This is a genomic window from Microbacterium sp. NPDC058345, from assembly GCF_042723855.1.
In the GTDB taxonomy this organism is placed as follows: Bacteria; Actinomycetota; Actinomycetes; order Actinomycetales; family Microbacteriaceae; genus Microbacterium.
On sequence record NZ_JBHXIG010000002.1, the window covers coordinates 429,714 to 450,475 of the forward strand.

Sequence of the window (20,762 nt, forward strand, 5' to 3'; positions counted from 1 at the left end):
CGAAAGCGTGCAATTTATCTTGATGTCAAGATAAATCTAGCAGATGTCAGGCGTCGTCGGGATCATTTCGAGCGCGGGCGCAGCGCGCGCACCACGAGCCAGGTGACGGCGACCATCGGCGCGAACAGCGGCAGGCCCATGACCAGCTTCAGGGTGCCGAGCAGCGTCACCTGTTCGGTGAGGTACAGCGGCAGCTGCACGGCCAGCCGCGCGAGGAACAGCACACCCCAGGCGATACCCAGCCAGAAGAACGCGCGCCGCTGGCGGCGGTCGGAGCGCCATGCGGTGCCCTCCCCCAGCAGGAACCCGGCGGCGAGGCCGATCAGCGACCAGCCCACCAGGGCCGACACGATCATGGCCGTGCCGTACACCGCGTTGGTGATCAGACCGGGGACGAAGTTGTCAGCCCCTCGTCCCGTCCACAGGGCGAGTGCCGCGGCGGCGCCCGCGGCGACGAGTCCGCCGAGGGCCGCCGACGGCGGCGACTTCTGCGCCAGCCGCACGACGGTGAACACCGCAGCCAGCCCCACGGACACCCCGAGGGAGAGGACCAGCGGATCGGGCCGGAGTGTGAACAGGACCACGAACGCCAGGCTGGGAAGCACGGATTCCAGGATGCCGCGCCAGCCGCCCATCGCCGTCCAGACGACCTTCTGCGTGCTCTCGCCGCCGTCCGGGGCGAGTCCGGCGCGGCGCGCCGCGCCGCCGAGCGCCGCGCCGATCAGATCGGCCGCGGAAGGTTCGGTGGCCGCATCGGAGTCTTCGGACCGCTCGACGCGGTCGTGGTCAGCGGGCTGGTCGATCACGCCGTGCCCGGAGTCGAGGGCATCTTCAGCGGGATGAGATCGCGCGGGGGCATCGGCGCTCCGCCGCGCACAACGACGATGGAGCGGAACAGGTCTTCGACCTGCTCGGCCGCAGCCGGGTCGGATGCCGCATCGCCGCCGATGACGCCGCGCAGGAACCAACGGGGTCCGTCCACGCCGATGAAACGGGCGAGCCGCATGCCGGAGCCCTCGGCCGCGGTGGCCGGGACCTCGGCGAGGAGCTCCTTGCCCAGCGGACCCTCGCGCTCTTCGACGCGGCCGCCCTGCGCGCGGATCTGGTCGCGCAGCTGCACCCGGGTCTCATCCCACAGACCGCGCGAGCGCGGCGCGGCGAACGGCTGCACCTGCAGCGACGACGAGGCGTAATCGAGCCCGACAGCGACGATGCGCTTGGTCTGCTCCTCGACCTCGAGGCGCAGATTGAGTCCCTCCCGCGGCAGCACCTTGATGCCGCCGAGGTCGATGTAGGGACGCACCGGGTTCGCCTCAGCGTCGTCGAACGGTCCCGCCGTGGCGCGGTCGGCCGGTGCCGACTTCAGCGTGGGTTCGATCTCTTCAGTCATTCGCTCTTTCCCTGGGTGTATCCGGTCGACCCGAATCCGCCGTCCCCCCGGACGCTGTCCGGCAGTTCGGCCACCGGCTCGAATCGCGCCTGGAGCACCGGCATCAGGATCAGCTGGGCGATCCGGTCGCCGACCGCCACATCGTACGCGTCCTTGCTGTCGGTGTTCAGCAGGCACACCTTGATCTCACCGCGGTAGCCCGCGTCGACGGTGCCCGGCGCGTTCACCACGGTGATGCCGTGCTTGGCCGCCAGGCCGCTGCGCGGCACCACGAACGCGGCGTACCCCTCCGGCAGCGCGATCCGCACGCCGGTGCCGACGAGAGCCCGCTGACCCGGTTCGAGCCGCACGGCCTCGGCGGCCACCAGATCGGCTCCGGCATCTCCCGGGTGCGCATAGGCTGGCACGGTGGCGGCGATGATCGGAACGGCAACGGAATGAGTCACCCCATGAGGCTAGTGCAGAACGATGACCACGACGCGCGGGAGATCTACCGGGAACGGCTGACGCCGAGCCTGTGGATGCTGGTGACCATCGCCCTCGCCGGGCCGATGGCCGCGCTGGCCTTCATCCCGGTGGGTGCCACCGCCGCGCTGGTCATCGGCGCGCTGCTCTCGCTGCTGCTCGTGACGCTGAGCATCCTCGCGTCACCCACGGTCCGCGTGGCGGGAACCACCCTGCACGCCGGTCGCGCGCACATCGACGCCGCATGGCTCGGCGAGCCGCAGCCGTTCAGCGGCGAGGCCGCGAGAGCGAAACGCACTCGTGAGATCGCCCGCGACGGGTGGCATCTGATCCGCGGCGGGATCGATGGCCTCGTGATCGTGCCGATCATCGATCCGGACGACCCCGTGAACAGCTGGACCGTCTCGACGCGGACACCGGATCGGCTCGTGGCCGCCATCCGATCCGCCCGCACGGTGGCGCGCTGACCCGCCCCTGAACGCAGTGCGCGCCCCGGCCTCGGGCCGGGGCGCGGACGTCTCAGGTGCGTCGTCAGGCGGCGCACTCCTTGCAGATGGGACCCTCAGGGCCCTCGTGGTCGAGCTGCGAGCGGTGCTTCACGAGGAAGCAGCTCATGCAGGTGAACTCGTCCTGCTGGGCCGGGAGCACGACGACGTCGAGCTCCACATCGGACAGGTCCGCACCGGGGAGCTCGAAGCCCGTGGGGTTGTCGGAGTCCTCGACGTCGCCGGAGCCGGACTGGGTGTTCGGCACACGCTCCTTGAGGGCTTCGATCGACTCGGAGTCGTCTTCGCTCTTGCGGGGGGCGTCGTAGTCGGTTGCCATGCGGTAAGTCTCCACTTCCGTGGTGCGAGTGGTGTCTGGGAAGCGCCGTTATCGGGTGAGCGGCGGCCATAGTTTGCATGACCCGTGCGCTTTTCGCAAATGCCCGGGGATGCGCTCTGGGAAACTCGCGGCGCGCCCAGGGTATTCCCGGTCCCTTCGGGATGCTCGTGACACCATGAACGCACACCCATCCAGAGGGGCATTCGCATGGAAGACGTCACCATCGTCGGAACAGAAGCGGGGGTTCTCGTCCTCGCCACGGAGTCCGGACAGCGCTTCGCGCTTCCCATCGACGACGTGCTGCACCGCGAGATCCGTCGAGCGAGCCGTGACGCCGAGCCGGCGGCGACGCGCCTGGCGGCCAGCCCGCGCGACATCCAGGCGCAGATCCGCGCCGGCCTGTCCGCCCCGGAGGTCGCCGCCCTGCTCGGGGTGAGCGAGGCCGACGTCGCCCGTTTCGAGGGACCGGTGCTCGCCGAGCGCGAGCACATCGTGGGGCAGGCGCTCGCCGTTCCCGTGCTCATCGGCAGCGAGGTCGAACCCGACGCACAGCCCACGTTCGGCACCGCGATCAGGGCGAAGCTCGCCGATCTGGAGGCGACGGATGAGCGATGGGTGAGCTGGAAGGACGAAGCCGGCTGGACGGTCAAGCTCGAGTTCACCGCGAACGAGGTGGCGCACGACGCGCGCTGGAGCTTCGATCCCCGGCGCAGCACGCTGACGCCCGCGAACGCCGACGCCACCCAGCTCTCCCGCCAGGGCTCGCTGCCTGACGGCCTCATCCCCCGCCTGCGGGCGGTGGAGGCGGAGCGGGTCTCACCGTACAAGGACGACAGCCGCTTCGACTCCGGAGCGTTCGGACCGCGTCTGCTGCCACAGCCGGATGCTCAGGAGGACGAGCAGCCGGTGCCCGAGCGGGCCAGCGCGGCCGTGCAGAATGCCGCGGCACGACGCGCACCGGAGGAGAACCACACGAGCGCGGAGACGGCGGACCTGCTGGAGGCGCTGCGCCGCCGCCGCGGACAGCGCGAGTCAGCCCCGCTGTTCGAGGACGACCGCGACGCCGGTTCGCCGATCGCGCTGTTCGAGCCCGAGGACGACGACGAACCGGCCGCGGAGACGGAGCCGGAACCCCGATCGGAGCCCGCCGAGGTCGGCGGCGGTCGGCGCAAGCGCCGCAACGCCATGCCGTCGTGGGACGAGATCGTCTTCGGCGCCCGTACCGACGAGTGACATCGCGGATGCGGTACCGGCTCAGCGCCGGAACGCACCGAGACGGATGAACGGCACCCGCCACTCCTCCGGGGTGAGCGCACCGTGCTGGCCGACCATGTCGCGTCCGCGCGGATCCTCCGCGTCGTACAGCGCCGCATTCGCACGGGCGATCCCGAGCACATCGCCGATGCGCTCCCGCGCGGCATCCGTCACGCCGTGCCCGAACAGTCCCGCGTCGATCGCCTCGGTGCGACTGACCACGTCGGCGAAGCCCTCGAGATCCCGCCGCCAGCGGGTCAGGACGGCGACGGGGTCAGCATCCGGCTCGAGGTAGACGTGCAGCATCCGCGGCTCGCCGCCGATGTGGCGGACGCCGTCATGCCAGCCGCCTGCGGCGTCGAGCAGCAGCTGTCGGTGCGGCGGCACGTCGACCATGCCGTGATCGGCGGTGACGAGCACGCCCACACCGTCGGGAATCCGGCGTGAGAGTGCCGCGTCGACGTCTTCCAGCGCCGCCACCCAGTCCGCCGAGTCGACGCCGTGCTTGTGCCCGGCCTTGTCGACCTCGGGCAGATAGCAGTACACCAGCGCACCGTCCTGTGCGTCGGCGAGCTCCCAGGCCAGCTCGACGCGCTCGGACGGCGATCGCGCAGACCGGAAGTCGGCGCCACGCAGCGTGGCGCGGCTGAACCCGCTGCCCTCGTAGGCGGGGATGCCGACGGCGAAGGCCGGTCGTCCCGACGCCGCCGTCTGCTCGAACACCGTCGGGGCCGCCTGCCAGACCCCCGGGTCGATGCCGAACCTGTCCCATTCCGTCAGCTGGTTCACGAGCACGTCGCGCTGCGGATCACGCACCCGGTAGCCGACCAGCCCGTGTACGCCGGGCGCGACACCGGTGAGCAGCGTGGTGAGTGCGGAGGCGGTCGTCGTGGGAAACGCCGAGCCGATCGTGTCCTTCCGCGCCATCGCGGATGCGAGCGTGCGCGCATGTCCGGCGTGCGCGCGGAGCGGGATGGCACCCAGCCCGTCGACGACGACGAGCACGACGGACCGCGCGGCCGGAAGCATCTCGGATCCGCCCTGCACGGCCGCGAGCAGCTGTGGCGCCACCCCGGCGATGCTCCGCGTCGTGTCCGGGCTGGACGGTAGCATGAGTGACATCCGGGTCAGTCTTTCACAGGCACCCCGACGCGCGGCGCCCGAGCGCCGATGCGAGTCAGCCCCCGAACGCCCTGCAGGAAGTCCATGCCGCGTACCGATTCGTCCGAGCCCGTCCGGGAGAACATCCAGGACATCGATCTCTCCGAGGAGATGCAAGGGTCCTTCCTCGAGTATGCGTACTCGGTGATCTACTCGCGCGCTCTGCCGGACGCACGTGACGGGCTGAAGCCGGTGCAGCGACGCATCCTGTATCAGATGGCCGAGATGGGCCTGCGCCCCGAGCGGGGCCACGTGAAGAGCGCCCGCGTGGTCGGCGAGGTGATGGGCAAGCTGCATCCGCACGGCGATTCCGCCATCTACGACGCGCTGGTACGCCTCGCCCAGGACTTCTCGCTGCGCGTGCCGCTCGTCGACGGGCATGGCAACTTCGGCTCGCTGGACGACGGACCGGCGGCGTCCCGCTACACCGAGGCGCGGCTTGCGCCGCCGTCGATCGCCATGACGGAGGGGCTCGACGAGGACGTCGTCGACTTCATCCCGAACTATGACGGGCAGTTCCAGCAGCCGTCCGTGCTGCCGGCCGCCTTCCCGAACCTGCTCGTCAACGGTGCCAGCGGCATCGCGGTCGGCATGGCCACGAGCATGGCGCCGCACAACCTCATCGAGGTCGTCGCCGCCGCGTCCCACCTTCTCGAGAACCCGGATGCGACGACCGAGGAGCTGATGGAGTTCGTGCCCGGTCCGGACTTCCCCTCCGGCGGCATCCTGATGGGACTCGACGGCGTGAAGGACGCCTACGCCAACGGGCGGGGCGCCCTGAAGGTGCGCGGCAAGGTGTCGATCGAGCCGCTCGGCCCGCGCCGCACCGGCATCGTCGTCACCGAGCTGCCGTACACGATCGGCCCTGAGCGGCTGATCGAGAAGATCCGCGACGCCGTGCAGGCCAAGAAGCTGCAGGGCATCAGCGACGTCACCGATCTCACCGACCGCAATCACGGTCTGCGCATCCAGATCGGCATCAAGACCGGCTTCGACCCCAACGCCGTGCTCGAGCAGCTGTACCGTCTCACCCCGCTCGAGGACTCGTTCAACATCAACAACGTCGCCCTCGTCGACGGCCAGCCGCGCACGCTCGGGTTGAAAGAGCTGCTGTCGGTCTACGTGAAGCATCGCCTCGAGGTGATCACGCGCCGCAGCCGCTACCGACTCGCCCGGCGAGAGGAGCGCCTGCACCTGGTGGAGGGTCTGCTCATCGCGATCCTCGACATCGACGAGGTCATCCAGGTGATCCGCTCGTCCGACGATGCCGAGGCGGCGCGCACCCGGTTGCGATCGGTGTTCGACCTGTCCGAACCGCAGGCGGAGTACATCCTCGAGCTGCGGCTGCGCCGCCTGACGAAGTTCTCGCGGATCGAACTCGAGGCGGAGCGCGACAAGCTGCTCGCCGAGATCGCCGAGCTGAGAGAGCTGCTCGACAGCGACGCCCTGCTGCGGGGCCAGGTCATCCGCGAGCTGGATGCCGCCGCCGAGGCCCACGGCACACCGCGACGCACCATGCTGCTCAACGCCGCGCCGCCGAAGCCCCGCTCGGCGAAGGGCGCGGCCGACCTGCAGATCGCCGACTCCCCCACGCTCGTCGTGCTCTCGACCACGGGCCGCGCCGTGCGGGTGGATCTCGCCGACGGGCAGGAGATCCCGGTGGCGTCGCGTCGGAGCAAGCATGATGCGATCATCTCCACGCTGTCGACGACCGCACGGGCCGAGATCGGCGCGGTCACCTCGGCAGGACGGGTGCTGCGCTTCTCCCCCGTGGATCTGCCGTCGATGCCTCCGGCCTCCGTGCACCTGGCCGCCGGCGTTGCGCTTCGCGACTACGTCGGTCTGCTCGACAAGAGCGAGCGCATCCTGGGTCTGATCCGCTTCGATGACGAGACGCCGCTTGCTCTCGGCACGCGCAGCGGCGTCGTCAAGCGCATCGTGCCATCGGCTCTGCCGGTGCGGCCGGAGGTTGAGATCATCGGTCTGAAGACCGGCGACACGCTCGTGGGTGCGGCGCCCGCGCCGGACACCGCTGAGCTGGTGTTCGTCGCGTCCGATGCGCAGCTGCTGCACTTCCCCGCCGCGGCGGTGCGCCCGCAGGGTGCACCGGCCGGCGGGATGGCCGGCATGAAGCTCGGCGCCGGCGCCGAGGTGATCTCGTTCACGGCGGTGCACGATACGGCGGATGCCGTGGTCGTGACCGTGTCCGGTGCGGAGGGGATGATCGCCGGTACGGACGCGGGTCGCGCGAAAGTGTCGTCGTTCCGCGAGTTCCCGGGCAAGGGCCGGGCGACGGGCGGGGTGCGCGCGCATTCGCTGTTGAAGGGCGAGGACCGGCTTCGCCTGGCCTGGGCCGGCCCGGCCGAGCTGAGGGCCGTCGGTCCCGACGGCGCGGCACGGAACCTGCCTGCGGCCGGCGCCAAGCGGGATGCGTCCGGACAGCCGCTGGATGCCGTGGTCGGCTCGGTGGGAACCGCCCTCGGCGCCTGACCGGCAGCGCCCGACACGGCAGCGGCCGGCGGATGGCGCCCGTCGTCAGGCGTCGATCGACTCGCGCGAGAGGCGGTCGGCGGAGTCCACGATGAACTCACGACGCGGAGCCACCTCATTGCCCATCAGCAGCTCGAACACACGACCCGCCGCCTCGGCGTCCTCCATGCGCACCCGACGCAGCAGACGCCCGGAGCGATCCATCGTCGTGGTGGCGAGCTGCTCGGCATCCATCTCTCCGAGACCCTTGTACCGCTGGATCGGCTCGCGCCAGCTCTTGTTCTGCTTGCGCAGCTTGGCCAGCAGGGCGTGCAGTTCCTGCTCGCTGTACGTGTAGACGGTCTCGTTGGGCTTCGAGCCGGGGTTGACGACGATCACCCGGTGCAGCGGCGGCACCGCGGCGAACACCCTGCCGTCCTCGATCAGAGGCCGCATGTACCGGTAGAACAGCGTCAGCAGCAGGGTGCGGATGTGCGCGCCGTCGACATCAGCGTCACTCATCAGGATCACCTTGCCGTAGCGGGCCGCGGAGAGATCGAACGACCGGCCGGAGCCGGCGCCGATGACCTGGATGATCGAGGCGCACTCGGTGTTCGAGAGCATGTCGCTCACCGACGCCTTCTGCACGTTGAGGATCTTGCCGCGAATCGGCAGCAGCGCCTGATACTCGCTGTTGCGCGCGTTCTTCGCGGTGCCGAGCGCCGAGTCGCCCTCGACGATGAACAGCTCGCTGTGCGAGACGTCGTTGGAGCGGCAGTCGACGAGCTTGGCCGGCAGCGACGAGGACTCCAGGGCGTTCTTGCGCCGCTGGGTCTCCTTGTGGGCGCGCGCCGACACGCGCGCCTTCATCTCCGAGACGACCTTGTCGAGCAGCATCGACGCCTGGTTCTTGTCGTCGCGTCTGGTGGAGGTGAAGCGCTGCGCGAGCTCCTGACGCACGACCTTCGCGACGATCGCGCGCACCGCGGGGGTGCCGAGCACCTCCTTGGTCTGTCCCTCGAACTGCGGCTCCGGCACGGTGACGTTCAGCACGGCGGTGAGGCCGGCGAGGACGTCATCCTTCTCGAGCTTGTCACCGCCGACCTTCAGCCGGCGCGCATTCTGTTCGACCTGGCTGCGCAGTGTCTTCAGCAGCTCCTGCTCGAAACCCTGCTGGTGCGTACCGCCCTTGGGCGTGGCGATGATGTTCACGAACGAGCGCGTGGTCGTGTCGTAGCCGGTGCCCCAGCGCAGCGCGATGTCGACGGTGCACTCGCGCTCGACCTCGGTGGCCTTCATGTGGCCGTCGGGCTGCAGCACCGGGACCGTCTCGGTGAAGGACCCGCTGCCCTGCAGCCGCCAGGTGTCGGTCACCGGCGCGTCCGTGGCGAGATAGTCCACGAACGCGGAGATGCCGCCCTCATAGTGGAAGGAGGTCTCGTTGTGCTCCTCGTGGCGCTCGTCGCGGATGACGAGTTCCAGCCCGGGAACGAGGAAGGCCGTCTGCCGCGCGCGCGTCTCGAGGTCGGGCAGCTGGAACGCGGCGTCCCTGGTGAAGATCTGGCGGTCGGCCCAATAGCGCACCCGCGTTCCGGTGACCCCCTTGGCGACCTTGCCGACCACACGCAGCTCGCTGCGCTGCTCGAACGGGGTGAACGGGGCATCGGGGCGCGGCTCGCCCTTGTCGGCGAAGACGCCGGGCTCGCCGCGGTGGAACGACATGGCATAGGTCTTGCCGCCGCGGTCGACCTCGACGTCGAGGCGTTCGGAGAGCGCGTTGACCACCGACGCGCCCACGCCGTGCAGACCGCCGGATGCCGCGTAGGAGCCGCCGCCGAACTTCCCTCCGGCGTGCAGCTTGGTGTAGACGACCTCGACACCCGTCAGACCGGTGCGCGGCTCGACGTCGACGGGCACGCCACGGCCCCGGTCGCGGACCTCGACGCTGCCGTCCTCGTGCAGGATGATGTCGATCCGCGCGCCGTTGCCGGCGACCGCCTCGTCGACGGAGTTGTCGATGATCTCCCAGAGGCAGTGCATGAGCCCCGGCGAGCCGTTCGACCCGATGTACATGCCGGGGCGCTTACGGACCGCTTCGAGCCCTTCGAGCACCTGGAGATGATGGGCGGAATACTCGGCGGTCACAATCCCCCATCCTATTCCGCCCGGCGACACGGACCCTCGCGACACTCCCCGGTGCTCGCCCGTCGGCGGCGCTGCCGTACGCGCACAGCGAAACACGCCGCACACCGGGCATGCATACAGACGCGTCGTGGTTGTATTGAGCAACGATCTCAACGATCCGACCACCCGAGGAGGCACCGAGATGAACGCTACGACCGAACGCGAGACCGTCGAGTACCGCCTCACCGCGATGGACCGGTGCGACTCCTGTGGGGCGCAGGCCTACATCGCCGCGGAGGTGAACGGGTCGGAGCTGCTGTTCTGCGCCCACCACGGACGCAAGTACGAAGAGAAGCTGCGCGCGGTCGCCACCAGCTGGCACGACGAGACCGCCCGTCTCATCGACACGGTCTGACAATCGCGATTCGCGCAGACGCCCGGGGCGACGCCCTGGGCGTCACGTGTATCGGCGCGGCACCAGGGGCGACACCCGGGTGAGGATCTCCTCGCCGACCGTGTCGATGCGCTCGGCCAGGTCGGTGGCGCTGACCGTCCCCGCGCCGAAGACCTCGACGGTCTCTCCGCGCCGCGCTCCGCGCCACGGTTCCAGCTCGGTCCAGGTGCCGTCCACCCGGCGGATGCGCGCGCCGTTGCCGATCGCGGCTCCCGTGAGAGTGGACGGCAGTCCGTCCAGGGCGCCGATGCCGATCCGCACGTGGTCATCGCGGAGATCGATCACGTCGGCCGTCAGTGATGCCACGGGCAGTATCCCCTCGAGGTCCGGACCGTCGGCCGAGCGGATGCCGTAGCAGAACGCCCCGATGCGGCACAGCGACCCGCGCAGCTCGGGTCGCCACCACGATGCCGCCGAGGCGGTGAGATGCAGCTGCCGGGGTGTGCCGCCCGCAGCCCGCAGCGCCGCCACGGCGGTCAGGAACTCCCGCTGGGCGTCGTCGTCCTCGGCGTCGCTCGCCTCGGCGAGGTGGCTCCACACCCCGGTGACCCGGAGTATGCCGGCCTCTTCGGCGCGCCGCGCCGCGGCCACCGCGTCCGCCCACTCCTCGGGACGCAGCCCGTTGCGGTGCAGCCCGGTGTCGATCTTGAGATGAACGCGGACTCGGCGCGTGCGCCTCTCGGCGCCGGCGATCACGCGGTGCAGGTACTCGGTGCTGCCGACGCCGAGATCCACCTCCGCGTCAATCGCCTCGCGGATCTCCTCGCCCGTGGAGGTCGCCCAGGCGAACACGCGTGCGGTCGGGGCGAGTTCCCGCACGCGCAGCGCGGACGCAACGTCGTACGATCCGAACCACTCCAGTCCCGCCGAGAGCGCGGCCGGCACCGCCCAGTCGAGACCGTGGCCGTAGGCGTCGTCCTTGGTGACGAGCATCAGCTCCGCGGGGGCGGTGCGCTCGGCGACGGCGCGGATGTTGTCGAGGAAGGCCTCGGTCGAGATGTCCAGCTGTGCGGCCATCAATCCTCCTCCCCCCGGCTCGCGCGAAGTCCGGCGGCGCACACCAGCTCGGTCGTCGTCAGTCCTGTGGCTGTCGACCACTCCCTCAGGGCACGCCGCGCGGGGCCGGTGCCGCCGAAGAACGTCACCTCGGCGCCGGGCTTGATGTCGCTCGACGTCGCATGCCCGGGATCCTGCAGGTCGACGACGCAGACGTCCATCGCCACCCGACCGACGATGGGGCGCAGCGTGCCGAGCACCTCGACGTCCGCGCGATTGCCCAAAGCCCGCACGATCGCCTGCGCGTAGCCGCCGGTCACCAGCGCCACAGTGGTGTCGGACGGCGCGCGGTGCGTGTAGCCGTACGAGACGGCCTCCCCGCGACGCAGCGGCTTGAGCGACATGACGCGACCGGCGAGCCGCATCACCGGCCGGCGTTCCGGGGCGGCGTCGTCGGGCAGGCCGTACAGCAGCGCGGGATCGATGTCGGGCTCATCGCGCGTGGTCGCGTTCAGGCCATGCCCGCGAAGCATCCGCTCCTGGTCGTCGTCGTCGACGCGCACCCGCTCCACCCCCGCGCCGAGCACCGCGCGGGCCACAGGAAGAAGGCCGTGCCCGAACGCGTCCCGACGCAGATCCGCGACGCGTCCGCCGCTCGCGACCGCATCATCCGCCGCCGCCGACAGGGCCGAGCGGGAGATCACGGCCCGGGTCGCCGTGCTGCGATGAATTGCCACCCGTCGAGTCTATGTGCGGGTCTCTGACTGCCCGGTGAGCACCGGCTGCTCAGCGGGCGCCGTTTAGAATGGGGGTTTCGCCTGACGATCTGGAGAACGAATGCCTGCCAACGGCCTTGGCGTCATGCCCCGCCTGCGCTATCTCGTCGGCCGTGCCCGCCGCATCGACGTGGGTTCGGTGCTCACCCGGGCCAGGGAGGTGCACGAACAGCACGGCAAGGCGGTCCCCGCGGTCGTCGCGGACATGCTGTGGAGTGCGGCGTTCAAGAACGTGGGCTTCCAGGACTACGTCGACTACGACTTCGCGATGCTCACCGCGGCGGAACGCGCCACCTACATGACCCACCCGGTCTCGAACCAGCTCTCGCAGAAGTACGACGCCGAGGCCTACCGCCACCTGTTCCAGGACAAGCTCGCGTTCAACCGCACGTTCGACGCGTTCCTGCGCCGCGAATGGATGCAGGTCGAAGACGGCAACGCGGCCGAGCTCGAGGCGTTCGCCCGTCGTCACGGCACGCTCATCACGAAGACGCCGATGGGACAGGCCGGCACGGGCGTCAAGCGCTATCACGCCGCGGACGTCACTGATTGGCAAGGGTTCCACCGCGAGCTGCTGCAGCGGGGTGAGCTGCTCGTCGAGCAGGTCATCGTGCAGCATGACGACCTGTCGGCGGTCTGCCCCGGCACGGTCAACACCACCCGCGTGACCGCGTTCTTCGACGGAGAGCGCGCGCACGTGCTCGCCGTGGCGCAGAAGTTCGGGCGCGGCGCGGTCAGCGACCAGATGACATACGGCGGCTTCTACACGATGCTGGATGAGAAGGGCCACGCCCGCTCCGCCGGCTACGACTCGCACGGGCACGTGCACCAGCACCACCCGGACTCGGGCTTTCCGATCGCCGACTTCCAGCTGCCGATGTTCGACGAGCTCGTCGCGTTCATCGACCAGGTGGCGCGCGTCGTGCCGCAGATCCAGTACGTCGGTTGGGACATCGTGATCACCCCCGAGGGGCCGGTGCTCGTCGAGGGCAACTGGGGCGCGGGCGTCTACGAGAACAAGCCGTCGGTGTCGGGCATCCGCACCGGGCACAAGCCGCGCTATCGCGCCGCGATCGGATTCTGACGCGGCCGGTTCGCTCCGGCACCTCCAGGGGGATCGACCGCGGCGACCGCCTCGACTCGCTCAGCGCCGCCGGAGCATCCGCAGCGCAGCCCCGAGTTCAGGCACGCGGAACGCCGCCAGCAGCGCGCCGTAGACTCCGCCGGTCACGACGGCGATGAGCGCTGCCCCCAGAGCACCCCAGAGCTTGTCCTGCAGCATCCAGCCGTCCGCGGCCCCGGTCAGCAGGAAGACGCCCCAGCCCGCCGCGGCGGCGGGGATCGCCATGAGCACGAAGCGGCACAGCGCGAGCCAGGTCGGACCGAGGCCGAACGAGCCGAACTTCCTGCGCAGCAGGATCGCGGCGATCACGGTTTGCACGGTGCTCGCGAACGACTGCGCGAGGGCCACCGCGGCGGCGCGCTGCTCGAGCGGCGTCGTCAGCGCCACGGCAAGGGTCAGCACGAGCACCAGGCCCGCCTGGACGAGCGTGTAGATGAACGGCGTGCGTGCGTCGCCGTAGGCGTAGAAGGTGCGCTGCACGATGTAGAGCACCGCCAGCGGCAGCAGGCTGACCAGGTATGCCAGCAGCAGCGGCGCGATCGCGACGGCATCGGCCGCGCTGTTGCTGAAGATGCGCGACGCGGGCAGAGCGGCCACGGCGATGGCCGCAGTGGCGATCACGATGAGCAGACCGAGGATGCGGATCGACTGCCGCACCGTCTCGCGCAACTCGACATGCTCTTCGGCGGCGGCGTGCTCGCTGATGCGGGTGAAGTACGGCGTGCCGACGGCGATGACCACCAGCGAGTAGGCGACCATGAACACCAGCCAGGCGTACTGCGAGGCCGCGACCGCGGCGTTCTCACCTGACGCCGGGGTGACCGTCTGCGACTGCACGATGCCGACGATCTGACCGGCGAGCGTCGTGAGGAAGGTCCAGAAGGCCAGCCGCCCCATGTGGCCGAGCCCCATGCCGCGCCAACGGAAGTCCAGACGCAGCGGGATGCCGACGCGCCGCCAGAACAGCACGAGCACGATGGTCTGCGCGATGACGCCGGCCGTCGCGGTGCCGGAGAGCATCAGCACCATCGCGGGTGACCAGCCCTCGAGCGTGCTGCGGTCCTGTCCGAACAGCACCATGAACAGCGCGAAACCCGCGATCGACACGACGTTGTTGATGATGGGCGCCCACGCGTACGGACCGAACACCCGGCGGGCGTTGAGGATCTCGCCGAGCAGCGCGAACATCCCGTAGAAGAACAGCTGCGGCACGCACCAGTACGCGAACTGCGTGGCCAGCGCGTGCTGCGCCGTGCCGAAATCGGCGTACAGGTCGATCAGCAGGGGCGCGCCGACCGTCGCGACCACCGTGATGGCACCGACGATCAGGGTGCCCAGGGTCAGCAGCTTGGCGAGGAAGGCGTGCCCGCCGTCCTTCTGTGCGCTCGCGCGCACCACCTGCGGCACGATCACGCCGGTGAGCACACCCGCCGAGATCACCTGGTAGATGCTGTTCGGCAGCTGATTGGCGACGGCGAACGCATCGGAGGCCTTGCCGACCGAGCCGATCGCGGCGACCAGCACCACCGCGCGCAGCAGTCCGCTGAGTCGCGACGCGAGGGTTCCCGCAGCGATCGTGGCGCTGGCGCGGCCGTGACTCATGGGTCGCCTTCCTGGGTCAGGGCGGCCCGGCGCGTGCACCGCACCGGGCCGCGCTCTCAGACGGTGCGGATGACGCCCATCGGCGTCGACTCGTGCCCCTGACCGAGCGGGTTGTCCTTGAGGATGCGCACGAGACGCTGCTCTCCCGCGCGGTCGAGCGTGGACCCCAGGATGTTGCCGCCGATGTCGTTGATGTCGACGACCGCCACCTCGACCCGCGCATCGAGCAGCGTCTGCACATGACGGGCGACCTCCCTGGGTCGCTCGGGCCCGAGCACGACGGCGGTGTTGTACGGCGGAATGGTGTGCGACGTCGGCCCGTCGATCGACCGCGCCTTGTATCCGGCGACGCGATAGAAATCCCCGCGGCGGCCGAACAGCTTGGTCACGGCGGAGACCGCCGCGGCGAGCAGGATGCGGGGCGTGCCGCACTCGCGCAGGGCCATCTCCATGGTCTCGGGCATCCCGAGACCGATGCCGTAGCTGGTGCGGGTGACGTACTTCGACAGGAAGCGCGCCAGCTTCCGCGGCGTGATCTCGTCGATCTGGTACGAGCGGCCCTGCGTGATCGCGACGATCTTCTCCGTCACGAACAGCAGGTCGCCGGGCTGCACCTGACCCGCGGTGTACTCCCGCACGATCTGGTCGAGGTCGTCGCCGGGCATGACGACGCGCGTGCGGATCGGGATGCGCTGGTATGAGACGCCGTCGATCTCGACGCTGAGGGCCTTCCCCTGGTTCGCCTCGGCCATCACTCGAGGTAGTCCCGCAGCGACTGCGAACGGCTCGGGTGACGCAGCTTGGCCATCGTCTTCGACTCGATCTGGCGGATCCGCTCGCGCGTCACGCCGAATGTGTCGCCGATCTGGTCGAGGGTCTTGGGCTGCCCGTCTCCCAGGCCGAAGCGCATCCGGATCACGCCGGCCTCGCGCTCGGAGAGCGAGTCCAGCAGCTGCTCGAGCTGACGCTGCAGCATGGTGAAGCCCACGGCGTCGGCCGGCACGACGGCCTCGGTGTCCTCGATGAGGTCGCCGAATTCGCTGTCGCCGTCTTCGCCGAGCGGCGTGTGCAGCGAGATCGGCTCGCGGCCGTACTTCTGCACCTCGACGACCTTCTCGGGGGTCATGTCGAGTTCGCGCGACAGCTCTTCGGGAGTGGGTTCGCGACCCAGGTCCTGCAGCATCTGCCGCTGCACGCGGGCGAGCTTGTTGATGACCTCGACCATGTGCACCGGGATGCGGATCGTGCGCGCCTGGTCCGCCATGGCGCGGGTGATCGCCTGACGGATCCACCACGTGGCGTAGGTCGAGAACTTGAAGCCCTTGGTGTAGTCGAACTTCTCGACAGCGCGGATGAGGCCCAGGTTGCCCTCCTGGATCAGATCCAGGAACTGCATGCCGCGACCGGTGTAGCGCTTGGCGAGCGAGACGACCAGACGCAGGTTGGCACCGAGCAGGTGGCTCTTCGCGCGCTGGCCGTCGCGGGCGACCCACTGCAGGTCGAGGCCGAGCTGGCTGGACTTCTCGGCCGCCGACATGACCGACAGCTTCTCCTCGGCGAACAGGCCGGCCTCGATGCGCATCGCCAGTTCGACCTCTTCGGCCGCGTTCAGCAGCGCGACCTTTCCGATCTGCTTCAGGTAGTCCTTGACCGGGTCGGCGGTGGCACCGGTGATCTGCGTCGAGTACACCGGCACGTCGTCCTCGTCGCTCGACGAGATGACGATGGCGCCGGTGGGCAGCGGCTCGGTGAAGGCGGGCTTCTTGTCGCCCTCCTCCTCTTCATGGTCGGATGCCGCCTCGGCGGCCTCCTCGTCGACCTCGGGCTCGTCGTCCTTCTTGGCCCGCTTGGTCGCGGTCTTCTTCGCGGCGGGCTTGTCGGCGCCCTTCGCCGCGGTCTTGCGGGCGGGCGCCTTCTTCGCGGGCGCCTCGGCGGCGGGCGCCTCGACCTCAGGGGTCTCCGCGTCAGCGGCCGTCTTCTTCGTGGTCGTCCGGGTCTTCTTGGTCGTGGCAGGAGTCACGTTTCGCCTTTCACGGGGCGGTGCACACACCCCGGGCCATTTCGGACACTAGTAAGACCCTTGTCAAGCTCAGCGCTCGAAAGCGATGGTTGACAATGGGTCGGACGTCCATTATCACACACCCGGCAGGGTGAGGTGTCATCGTCCGCAGATCCGCCCGGCTGATCAGCCGAGCTTGTCCTCATCCCCCGGGCGTCGCGTCGCCAGATAGCGCTCCAGTTCGGCGGCGAGTTCATCTGCGCTGGGCAGATCGCGCTCGTCGATGCGCTCCTCACCGTCCACAGTCGTCCCCGCCATGTACGCGTCGTACCGGCGTTCGAGGGTGTGCACCATCTGCGTCAGCTCGTCGTTGCCCTGCACCTGCTCCTCGACGCGGGCGACGTAGTCCTCTCTGCGCGACTGCACCTCATCCATGCGCAGCACCAGACCGGTGGCGATCATCAGCTTGTCCGCCGCGGCGAGCACCGTGTCGGGATACTCGGTGTCGGCGAGGTAGTGGGGCACGAGCAGCACGAAGCCGGCGACGCGCACGTCGTGCTCGACCAGGCGGTACTCCAGCAGGTGACCCGCCGTGGACGGCACCTGGGTGCGTGGCCGCCACACCGAGTGCGCGGCGACAAGGTCACGCCGGTTGCCGCTCACCGTCGTCCCGAGAGGGCGGGTGTGCGGCACCGGCATGGCGATGGAATGCACCCACGCCACGCCGGAGACCTGGAACGCGTCGACGAAGTCGACCACCACGCGGCCGAAGGCGTTCCAGGCGAAGTCCGGCTCGTAGCCCGACAGCAGCAGGAACTGCTGCCCGAGCGCATCGTGCGCGAGCGAGAGCTCGAGTCGGGCGGGTCGGTACTCGGTCAGGTGGTCCTGGTCGAAGACGATCACCGGACGGCGCGCCCGGTAGTCGAGCAGCACGTCGTTGTCGAAGACGGCCAGCGGCTGAGGGTCGGTCGTCTCGTGCAGGTGGTCGATCAGGCCGGAGACGGCACTCCCGGCATCCGTGAAACCGGTGAGAAGCACGATCAGAGGCAGTCCGGTCGGCACGTCGGGTGCGCCGGCGACCGGTTCGTACAGCTCTGCGGAGAAGGGCATGCCTCCATGCTACGAGCCGCCGCACCGCATCGGCATGCCACTCTCATGCTGACAGCGAACACCCGAAGCGCTCCGCGCGGCGCCCGCCCGAGCGCGCTCCCTAGGATGGAGGTATGACGCTTCCCGTGATCTCGCACACGACCGATCCGTTCCCAGGAAGCGCTGCGGACGCCGCAGTGCTCGTCATCCCCGATCCGGACACCTCTCCCGACGCGCTGTCGGAGTACGAGGGTCTGGCCGACGCCCTCTCGGCCGTCGGCTACAAGGGCACCGCCTCCGCGTACACGCGAGTGCACCTCCCCGCCGTCACCGCGCTGCCGCTGGCCGTGGTGAGCGCGGGCAAGTCCCCCGACGCATCCTCGGTGCGCGACGCAGCGGCCACGGCCGCACGCAGCCTCACCGGGTTCGCCCGCGTGTCGATCGGGTTCGCTCCCGGTCTGGAACGCTTCGCGGACGCGGCGGCCGAGGGCGCCCTTCTCGGCGGCTACCGGTTCGACGACTACCGCTCGGAGAAGAAACCGGCCCGCGCGGAGTCCCTCGTGCTGCACGCCGCCGGACTCGGTGACGACGCCCTCGAGCACGCCCGCGCGATCGCCGACGCCGTCGCGCTCGTGAAGGACCTCGTCAACACCCCCGCCGAATGGCAGAGCCCCGCGCAGCTGGCCGACTCGGCCGCCGAGGCCGTCGCCGCCCTGCCGGTCGAGGTGCAGATCCTCGACGAGCAGCAGCTCGAGGAGCAGGGGTACGGCGGCATCCTGGGCGTCGCCCGCGGCTCGGACCGCCCCGCACGACTCGTGCGGCTGGACTACGCCCCTGCCGGCGCCACGCGTCACATCGCGCTGGTCGGCAAGGGCATCACCTTCGACACCGGCGGTCTGTCGCTCAAGCCCGCGGCCAGCATGGTCGGCATGAAGTTCGACATGGCGGGGGCGGCGACCATCCTCGCGGCCACCCGCGCCATCGCCGCCCTGCAGCTGCCGGTGCGCGTCACCGCCTGGATGTGCATCACCGACAACATGCCCTCGGGACGCGCGACCCGGCCCGGCGACGTGCTGCGCATGCTCGACGGCCAGACGGTCGAGGTGCTCAACACCGATGCCGAGGGCCGCCTCGTCCTGGCCGACGGACTCGTCGCCGCCAGCCGCGAGAATCCGGACGTGATCATCGACGTGGCCACGCTCACCGGCGCCATCATCGTCGGTCTCGGGATGCGCCACACCGGCGTCATGGGGAACGACGACGCGGTCGCCGAGTACCTCGCCGCCGCAGACGCCGTGGGCGAGCTCGCGTGGCGCCTGCCTCTGCCGGAGTACATGGAGGAGTCGCTGGAGTCGCAGATCGCCGACATGGTCAACGCGAACATGGGCGACCGCTCCGGCGGCTCACTGTTCGCCGGGCTCTTCCTGCAGCGCTTCGTCGGCCGCACCGGCGACGCCGACGACGCTCCCCGCATCCCCTGGGTGCACCTCGACATCGCCGGCTCCGCCGAGCACAAGGGCTCGGCGTACGGCTTCACCGAGAAGGGGCCCACCGGCGCGACGGTCCGCTCTCTCGTCGCGTTCGCCCGCGCGTCCGCCGGTCAGGAGGCATGATGTCCATCCACGAGTTCGACCTCGTCATCCTCGGTGGCGGCAGCGGCGGCTACGCCGCCGCACTGCGCGCCAGCGAACTCGGCAAGAAGGTCGTCCTGATCGAGAAGGACAAGGTCGGCGGCACCTGCCTGCACCGCGGCTGCATCCCGACGAAGGCCCTTCTGCACGCCGCGGAGGTCGCCGACCACGTGCGCAGCGCGGCATCCGTCGGCGTGGCCGCGAGCCTCACCGGGATCGACGCGAGCGGCGTGCGCACCTACCGTGAGGGCATCGTCGCCAAGAAGTACAAGGGTCTCGAGGGCCTCATCAAGGCCCGCGGCATCACCGTCGTGCATGGCGAGGGCCGGCTCGAGGCCGATCGCTCCGTGTCCGTCGGCGACGACCGCTACGTCGGGGCCGACGTCGTGCTGGCCACCGGATCGTACAGCCGGTCCCTGCCAGGACTCGAGATCGGCGGGCGCATCCTCACCAGCGAGCAGGCACTCGACCTCGACGAGGTGCCCGGCTCGGTGATCGTCCTCGGCGGCGGTGTCATTGGCGTCGAGTTCGCCAGCGTCTGGCACTCCTTCGGCGCCGAGGTCACCATCGTCGAGGCGCTGCCGCATCTCGTGCCGAACGAGGACGTCGCGCTCAGCAAGGGCCTCGAGCGCGCCTTCCGCCGCAAGGGCATCGCGTACCACCTGGGTACGCGCTTCCAGAAGGCCGAGCAGGACGACACCCAGGTGACGGTGACCCTCGAGGACGGCACGTCCTTCAGGGCCGACTATCTCTTGGTGGCCGTCGGCCGTGGCCCGGCGACCGCCGGTCTCGGCTTCGAGGAGGCCGGCGTCACCCTCGACCGCGGGTTCGTGACGGTCGACGAACAGCTGCGCACCGGCGTGGATCGCCTGTGGGCGGTCGGCGACATCGTCCCCGGGCTGCAGCTCGCGCACCGTGGCTTCCTGCAGGGCGTCGCGGTCGCCGAGCGCATCGCGGGCATGCAGGTCGCCGCACTGCCGGAGGCGCACATCCCGCGGGTCACCTACTGCAGCCCCGAGGTCGCATCCGTCGGGATCACCGAGGAGGCCGCGATCTCGGCGCACGGCGCCGACGCGGTCGTCTCGTACGAGTACAACCTTGCCGGGAACGGCAAGAGCGAGATCATCGGCACCGGCGGCACCGTGAAGGTCGTCCGCCAGAAGGACGGCCCCGTGCTGGGCGTGCATCTGCTCGGCGATCGGGTCGGCGAACTGATCACCGAGGGCCAGCTGGCCGTCGCGTGGGAGGCGCACCCGGAGGACATCGCCCCGCTCATCCACGCGCACCCGACGCAGAGCGAGGCGCTCGGCGAGGCCTTCCTCGCGCTCGCCGGAAAACCGCTCCACGCACTCTGAACCCCACCAACCCTGCTCCCAGGTCACTAAGCTGGGGGCGTCACAAAGA

Annotated in this window: 19 protein-coding genes; 7 read left to right on the forward strand and 12 right to left on the reverse strand. The window is 70.0% G+C overall.

Annotation, left to right across the window (positions count from 1 at the left end; genetic code table 11):
- Nucleotides 1-62: 62 nt before the first annotated feature.
- Genes ACFWH5_RS09710 through dut form a run of 3 tightly spaced genes read right to left on the reverse strand, consistent with a single transcriptional unit; the run spans nt 63 to nt 1,836 of the window.
- On the reverse strand, nt 63-806 hold the full coding sequence (locus ACFWH5_RS09710) for a DUF3159 domain-containing protein (protein ID WP_378834277.1): 744 nt from the start codon (nt 804-806) through the stop codon (nt 63-65).
- Nucleotides 803-1,390, reverse strand: coding sequence for a DUF3710 domain-containing protein (locus ACFWH5_RS09715; protein WP_378834279.1), 588 nt, complete (start codon nt 1,388-1,390; stop codon nt 803-805). Before ACFWH5_RS09715 ends, ACFWH5_RS09710 begins: the two co-directional genes overlap by 4 nt.
- Entirely contained in the window at nt 1,387-1,836 is a 450-nt protein-coding gene (gene dut / locus ACFWH5_RS09720) for a dUTP diphosphatase (protein WP_378834280.1), read from the reverse strand. The genes ACFWH5_RS09715 and dut overlap by 4 nt, the downstream gene beginning before the upstream one ends.
- Nucleotides 1,837-1,839: 3 nt before the next feature.
- Here dut and ACFWH5_RS09725 point away from each other — a divergent pair, with 3 nt between their 5' ends.
- The gene (locus ACFWH5_RS09725) at nt 1,840-2,322 is read left to right on the forward strand and encodes a DUF3093 family protein (RefSeq protein ID WP_378834281.1); all 483 of its coding nucleotides are present in this window, start codon (nt 1,840-1,842) and stop codon (nt 2,320-2,322) included.
- Nucleotides 2,323-2,386: 64 nt separating this feature from the next.
- Here ACFWH5_RS09725 and ACFWH5_RS09730 read toward each other — a convergent pair whose 3' ends face one another.
- On the reverse strand, nt 2,387-2,680 hold the full coding sequence (locus tag ACFWH5_RS09730) for a DUF4193 domain-containing protein (protein ID WP_378834282.1): 294 nt from the start codon (nt 2,678-2,680) through the stop codon (nt 2,387-2,389).
- Between the two features lie 207 nt (nt 2,681-2,887).
- On the opposite strand from ACFWH5_RS09730, the gene sepH reads away from it, so the two are divergent.
- Nucleotides 2,888-3,913, forward strand: coding sequence for a septation protein SepH (sepH, locus tag ACFWH5_RS09735; protein ID WP_378834284.1), 1,026 nt, complete (start codon nt 2,888-2,890; stop codon nt 3,911-3,913).
- A 21-nt stretch (nt 3,914-3,934) separates the two neighbouring features.
- Here sepH and ACFWH5_RS09740 read toward each other — a convergent pair whose 3' ends face one another.
- Nucleotides 3,935-5,056, reverse strand: a complete 1,122-nt coding sequence (locus ACFWH5_RS09740) for an alkaline phosphatase family protein (protein ID WP_378834285.1) — start codon at nt 5,054-5,056, stop codon at nt 3,935-3,937.
- Between the two features lie 84 nt (nt 5,057-5,140).
- Between ACFWH5_RS09740 and ACFWH5_RS09745 the strand changes: the two genes are divergently transcribed.
- The gene (locus ACFWH5_RS09745) at nt 5,141-7,585 is read left to right on the forward strand and encodes a DNA topoisomerase (ATP-hydrolyzing) subunit A (protein ID WP_378834286.1); all 2,445 of its coding nucleotides are present in this window, start codon (nt 5,141-5,143) and stop codon (nt 7,583-7,585) included.
- Between the two features lie 45 nt (nt 7,586-7,630).
- On the opposite strand, the gene ACFWH5_RS09750 is transcribed toward ACFWH5_RS09745, so the two are convergent.
- The gene (locus ACFWH5_RS09750) at nt 7,631-9,709 is read right to left on the reverse strand and encodes a type IIA DNA topoisomerase subunit B (RefSeq protein ID WP_378834287.1); all 2,079 of its coding nucleotides are present in this window, start codon (nt 9,707-9,709) and stop codon (nt 7,631-7,633) included.
- A 181-nt stretch (nt 9,710-9,890) separates the two neighbouring features.
- Here ACFWH5_RS09750 and ACFWH5_RS09755 point away from each other — a divergent pair, with 181 nt between their 5' ends.
- Complete coding sequence (locus ACFWH5_RS09755; protein WP_378834289.1) at nt 9,891-10,103, forward strand: hypothetical protein; 213 nt, start codon at nt 9,891-9,893, stop codon at nt 10,101-10,103.
- A gap of 42 nt (nt 10,104-10,145) precedes the next feature.
- On the opposite strand, the gene ACFWH5_RS09760 is transcribed toward ACFWH5_RS09755, so the two are convergent.
- The gene (locus tag ACFWH5_RS09760) at nt 10,146-11,159 is read right to left on the reverse strand and encodes an alanine racemase (protein ID WP_378834290.1); all 1,014 of its coding nucleotides are present in this window, start codon (nt 11,157-11,159) and stop codon (nt 10,146-10,148) included.
- Complete coding sequence (locus ACFWH5_RS09765; protein ID WP_378834292.1) at nt 11,159-11,875, reverse strand: alanine racemase C-terminal domain-containing protein; 717 nt, start codon at nt 11,873-11,875, stop codon at nt 11,159-11,161. Before ACFWH5_RS09765 ends, ACFWH5_RS09760 begins: the two co-directional genes overlap by 1 nt.
- A gap of 100 nt (nt 11,876-11,975) precedes the next feature.
- On the opposite strand from ACFWH5_RS09765, the gene ACFWH5_RS09770 reads away from it, so the two are divergent.
- Nucleotides 11,976-12,998 carry a sugar-transfer associated ATP-grasp domain-containing protein gene (locus ACFWH5_RS09770; protein ID WP_378834293.1) on the forward strand — a complete coding sequence of 341 codons (1,023 nt, stop codon included), beginning with the start codon at nt 11,976-11,978 and terminating at the stop codon, nt 12,996-12,998.
- A gap of 60 nt (nt 12,999-13,058) precedes the next feature.
- Here the strand turns inward: ACFWH5_RS09770 and murJ are convergent, their stop codons facing one another.
- The 4 genes from murJ to ACFWH5_RS09790 form a co-directional block, all read right to left on the reverse strand.
- Nucleotides 13,059-14,639 (reverse strand): murein biosynthesis integral membrane protein MurJ, encoded by a 1,581-nt coding sequence (gene murJ / locus ACFWH5_RS09775; RefSeq protein ID WP_378834295.1) that lies wholly within the window; start codon nt 14,637-14,639, stop codon nt 13,059-13,061.
- A 56-nt stretch (nt 14,640-14,695) separates the two neighbouring features.
- Nucleotides 14,696-15,391 carry a coenzyme F420-0:L-glutamate ligase gene (locus ACFWH5_RS09780; protein WP_378834296.1) on the reverse strand — a complete coding sequence of 232 codons (696 nt, stop codon included), beginning with the start codon at nt 15,389-15,391 and terminating at the stop codon, nt 14,696-14,698.
- Nucleotides 15,391-16,659: an RNA polymerase sigma factor gene (locus ACFWH5_RS09785; protein WP_378834297.1), complete on the reverse strand. Its 1,269-nt coding sequence runs from the start codon at nt 16,657-16,659 to the stop codon at nt 15,391-15,393. Before ACFWH5_RS09785 ends, ACFWH5_RS09780 begins: the two co-directional genes overlap by 1 nt.
- Before the next feature lie 165 nt (nt 16,660-16,824).
- The gene (locus ACFWH5_RS09790) at nt 16,825-17,748 is read right to left on the reverse strand and encodes a proteasome assembly chaperone family protein (RefSeq protein ID WP_378834299.1); all 924 of its coding nucleotides are present in this window, start codon (nt 17,746-17,748) and stop codon (nt 16,825-16,827) included.
- Nucleotides 17,749-17,861: 113 nt separating this feature from the next.
- Between ACFWH5_RS09790 and ACFWH5_RS09795 the strand changes: the two genes are divergently transcribed.
- The gene (locus tag ACFWH5_RS09795; RefSeq protein ID WP_378834300.1) at nt 17,862-19,340 is read left to right on the forward strand and encodes a leucyl aminopeptidase; all 1,479 of its coding nucleotides are present in this window, start codon (nt 17,862-17,864) and stop codon (nt 19,338-19,340) included.
- Nucleotides 19,340-20,713, forward strand: a complete 1,374-nt coding sequence (lpdA, locus tag ACFWH5_RS09800; protein ID WP_378834301.1) for a dihydrolipoyl dehydrogenase — start codon at nt 19,340-19,342, stop codon at nt 20,711-20,713. The genes ACFWH5_RS09795 and lpdA overlap by 1 nt, the downstream gene beginning before the upstream one ends.
- Nucleotides 20,714-20,762: the final 49 nt, after the last annotated feature.